3 protein-coding genes are annotated in these 4,233 nt (G+C 28.7%); 2 read left to right on the top strand and 1 reads right to left on the bottom strand.

The window, feature by feature from the left end:
- Window positions 1–645 precede the first annotated feature (645 nt).
- Window positions 646–1,521: an MFS transporter gene (locus QZ146_RS08480; RefSeq protein ID WP_295723589.1), complete on the bottom strand. Its 876-nt coding sequence runs from the start codon at window positions 1,519–1,521 to the stop codon at window positions 646–648.
- 242 nt (window positions 1,522–1,763) lie between these two features.
- Between QZ146_RS08480 and QZ146_RS08475 the strand changes: the two genes are divergently transcribed.
- Both QZ146_RS08475 and QZ146_RS08470 read left to right on the top strand, forming a co-directional pair.
- A complete protein-coding gene (locus tag QZ146_RS08475; RefSeq protein ID WP_295723586.1) occupies window positions 1,764–3,614 on the top strand; it encodes a right-handed parallel beta-helix repeat-containing protein in 1,851 nt (616 codons plus the stop codon).
- A 41-nt stretch (window positions 3,615–3,655) separates the two neighbouring features.
- The gene (locus QZ146_RS08470; RefSeq protein WP_295723583.1) at window positions 3,656–3,943 is read left to right on the top strand and encodes a hypothetical protein; all 288 of its coding nucleotides are present in this window, start codon (window positions 3,656–3,658) and stop codon (window positions 3,941–3,943) included.
- Window positions 3,944–4,233: the final 290 nt, after the last annotated feature.

Here is a 4,233-nt window from a genome sequence, read left to right as displayed (position 1 = left end):
AAAATCTGTGACACTTCCAATTGAAGCTGAGAAATAGACAGCACCATAAGATTATTATCTCCGTTAATGAATGATGTTTTTTATAGTATGTCATTTGCATTTCGTAAAATAAGTGTTTAAAGAATTAGATTAAACGGTGATGAACAATTAGATTCTAGTTCTAGAAGTATTGATAGTTCAAGGTCTAAAATCAGTAAAAAATCCAATAAAACTAAAAATTCTAAATCTAAAACAGATTTAAAACCATCACAACTTTCCTTGGATGACTTTTTTTAAACCAAGAGAAATTTAATTTTTTCATAATTTATTGTTTTTATTTCTATTTTTTATGAGATATTAGGTAAATCATTATTTTTGTCTTTAAGTGCATACAGACAAATAGGTAAGGCAATTAATGTAATAAAGGATGATATTAGATATACTGGTCCGTAACCTGAACTTGCTGATACAAAACATCCGAGAGTGACGGTCCAAAACCCATTGTTCCATCACAGAAAATGAAAAATGTAGATAAACTATATGATCTGCGATGTAAAGGCGTGTTTCTTGTTATGATTGCTGTACATGCTGAGTTTAGTGTTCCAAATCCAAGTGCAGCACATATTGCACATATTATAACTGTAATGTTTGAGGGGTAAAATGCAATTAAAAAAGTCCGATTGTTTGGGCAATTATTCCGCTGATACATACAATCTTGTCACCGCCATTTTCTTGAATTTTACCTGCAAGTGGTCTTTTAACTATAAGACAAATAGAATATATTATGAAAAACCATGAAAATACATGAGTTAGGTTTACCTCTGCTGCATATAATCTGTAAAATGATAAGATGGCTACATAACCTAAACTTGTTATTGCTGTAAACAGTGAAACAGGTACTGCACCAAACCCTATAACTCTTTCAATACCTTTATAACTTTTATTTTTAGGTGTTTTATCTTCTTTGTCGTATTTATTGACATCAATCAAAATCATAAAGATTAGTGCTAAAAGTGAGGATATACTTGCAGCAGCAAAACAGACAAAAGACCCTGCAATGTCATATAATAATCCTCCAATAAAAGGACCAAGACCTACAGCTATTGTGGTTCCAAGCATGAAATATCCAAAAGCCTCTGAGAAACGTTTTTTAGGAAGTATGGCACTAGCTATTGTTACAATTGCATTGGCTGATCCACCAAAACCAATACCATGAATGAATCTGACAATAATTAATAAGGTTACATTGTCTACAATAAAGTATAAAAGACAGGAGAGAAAATGTATGCTCATAAAAATTAGTGCTATTTTTCTCCAGCCAATTCTCTCTAATGCAGCACCGGTGAATACTCTAGAACATAATCCTCCAAATATATATATTCCAGATACTAATCCTGCAATTGTTGCTGTTGAACCCATGCTTGTTGCATGTTCTGGCACTGTTGACATTAATATATACATTACAAGGGCTGTAAATAGTACTGGTCCAAAAATAAGTAAAAATTCTTTTGTAAATATTTTATCATTATATTTATCTACCATTCAATATGCAATTTTATATCTTTCATAAGATTTACTCCTTATATTTATTTTATGATAATTATTATAAAAATTTTTTATCGGCAATTTTGTAAAATATTGACACAAAGTTATATAATAATTCCTTTTGATTTGTTATGGCTATAACCATTATATATTATTAAATACAAACATATAATTAAAAAAATAAATTTTAAAATATTTATGGAGGATTTATTATAAAGATTAAGATTAATATTACTGTTGTGTTAGTATTACTTTCTATTTTAATCATTTCTGTAGGTTTTGTTTCTGCAGCTGATGCTAATACGACTGTTAATGATTCATTATCCAATAATAATATGGATATTGATAATGTTGAAAAATCTAATACCGATGTTGATTCTGATTCATATAATCCTACAGAAATTGTAGGTGTAAGTAGTAATGCAAGTAATGATAATGGTAATTGTATTGATGACGGGGATTTAATATCATCTAACAAGGATTCCAATGTAGTTTGTGATGGTGAAACCGCTAAATCATTCAATGAATTAAATAATATTATTAAAGATAATATTAGTGATACGATTATTTTAGATAGTAATTTCACATTCAATCCTACTACAGATAATCCTTTTATTAAGGGTATACCTATAAATCGTTCTAATATTATTATTGATGGTAATTTTAATACTATTGATGGAAATGGTCAAGCAAGTATTTTCACTATAACTGGTGAAAATGTCATTATTAAAAATTTATATTTTAAAAATGGAAAGGGCCTTGATGGTGGAGCTATTAAGATGAATGGTCCTAACTGTACAGTTATTAATTCTATATTTATCGAAAACAATGCAACCAATGATGGGGGAGCTATGTATATCCTTGGTAATAATTGTCGTGTTATTAACTCAACTTTTACCAAAAACATAGCAAAAAATGATGGGGGAGCTATGTATATCTTAGCTGATAATTGTAGTGTTATTAATTCTACATTCACTGGAAACAATGCAAACTATATTGGTGGAGCTATTAGCATTAAGGATACAAATACTAATGTTATTAATTCTACATTCACCAAAAACAATGCAACATACGGTGGAGCTATACAAAATTTTTGTGATAATTGTACTATTATTAATTCTACATTCGCTGAAAACAATGCAGCTGCTAAGGGTGGAGCTATTAGAATAAATAGTACTAATATTAATGTAATTAATTCTAAATTCATTGGAAACAACGCAACCAATGTTGGTGGGGCTATTAGCCTAAATGGTACTAAGACTAATGTAATTAACTCTACATTCACCAAAAACTATGCATATTCAGCGGGTGCTTTTTTTGTTGAAGGTTATGGTGTGATTTTTGACAATGTTACATTTTTAAATAATACTGCCGAATCTGGTGCAGGGATATATAGTAAGGCTCAAAATTTTAATATTTCCAATTCCACTTTCAAAGGCAATAAGGCTGAAGATGGTACTAATCATATTGCTTTATGGCCAGGTACTAGTGCTACTGTAGATGACTACACTCAAGAACATACTGAAGGGGCTCTTATAGTTAAATTCACCAATACAAGAGCTGTAACTTTTAACATTACATATGGTGAGAATGGTATAATTGCTGCTACTGTATTTACTAATGAATCACTTGTTGATAAAGGTACTGTTAGTGTAGAAATTAATGGTAGAAATTATACTGCTAATATTGTTAATGGTTTAACAATTATTGCCCTTAAAGATTTAAGTGCTGGAGAATATACTGATGTAATTGTTAAATATATTCCTAATGATAAGTATGCAAGATCTTATGCTTATGTAAACTTCACTGTTAATCCTAAATCTACTAATATTACTGCTCCTACAGCTAATTTCATTATAAACTATAACGGAAAATATAATGTGGTCATTAACCCTAAATTTGCAGGGGCTAATATTACATTTATATTAGATGGTGTAAAAATTGGATCTGCTATTACAGATGCTAATGGTATTGCAAGTATTACACTAAAAGCGGGACAATTTAAAAAAATTGGTGCTGGAACAAAAATATTAGAAGCAAGATTTGCAGGTAATGAGAATTTTCTCCTTCTGTTTCAAAAGCTAAGATAACTATTAAGAAAGAGACTTCTAAATTTGCAAATGTTAAATCAGTGAAATCATCATATAAATCAAATGCAAAAACTATGCAATTAACAGCTACATTAAAAGACAGTAAAAACAAAGTCATTAAAAGTAAGGCAGTTGTCTTTAAGATTAATAAGAAAACATATAGGCTTAAAACTAATAGTAAAGGTGTAGCTGTACTTACTCTTAATAGGGCTAAGATAAAAGCTTGTAAAATTAATAAGAAAGGTACATATAAATTCACTGTTACCTTTGATGGAGATATTTATTACAATAAAGCTGCAGGAAAAGGTACTTTAAAAGTAGTTAAATAACCCATATAAGAAAATATATTGAATTTTAGAATAAAAGAAGTTAAAAATATGCGGATTATAAATTCCGATTATTTTTTTCTCTTTTATTCCTATATTGCTTTTTTTTAAAGTTTTAAAAAAATTTTACTGATTAAACTTACACCTCTAAAAAGATATTTAAAAAATATTAGATGTAGAAACCTAATTTATTAATAAATACTTTGTATGTTGTAATATTTTACTACTCATTTTTCAGATTAGTTTTCAGATGCTCTTTTAAAACATATAAAAGTGATTAAAAAGAAGGCATA

The sequence above is a fragment of the uncultured Methanobrevibacter sp. genome, from assembly GCF_905235195.1.
Lineage (GTDB): Archaea > Methanobacteriota > Methanobacteria > Methanobacteriales > Methanobacteriaceae > Methanarmilla.
This window is presented reverse-complemented; position numbering and strand designations above follow the sequence as displayed.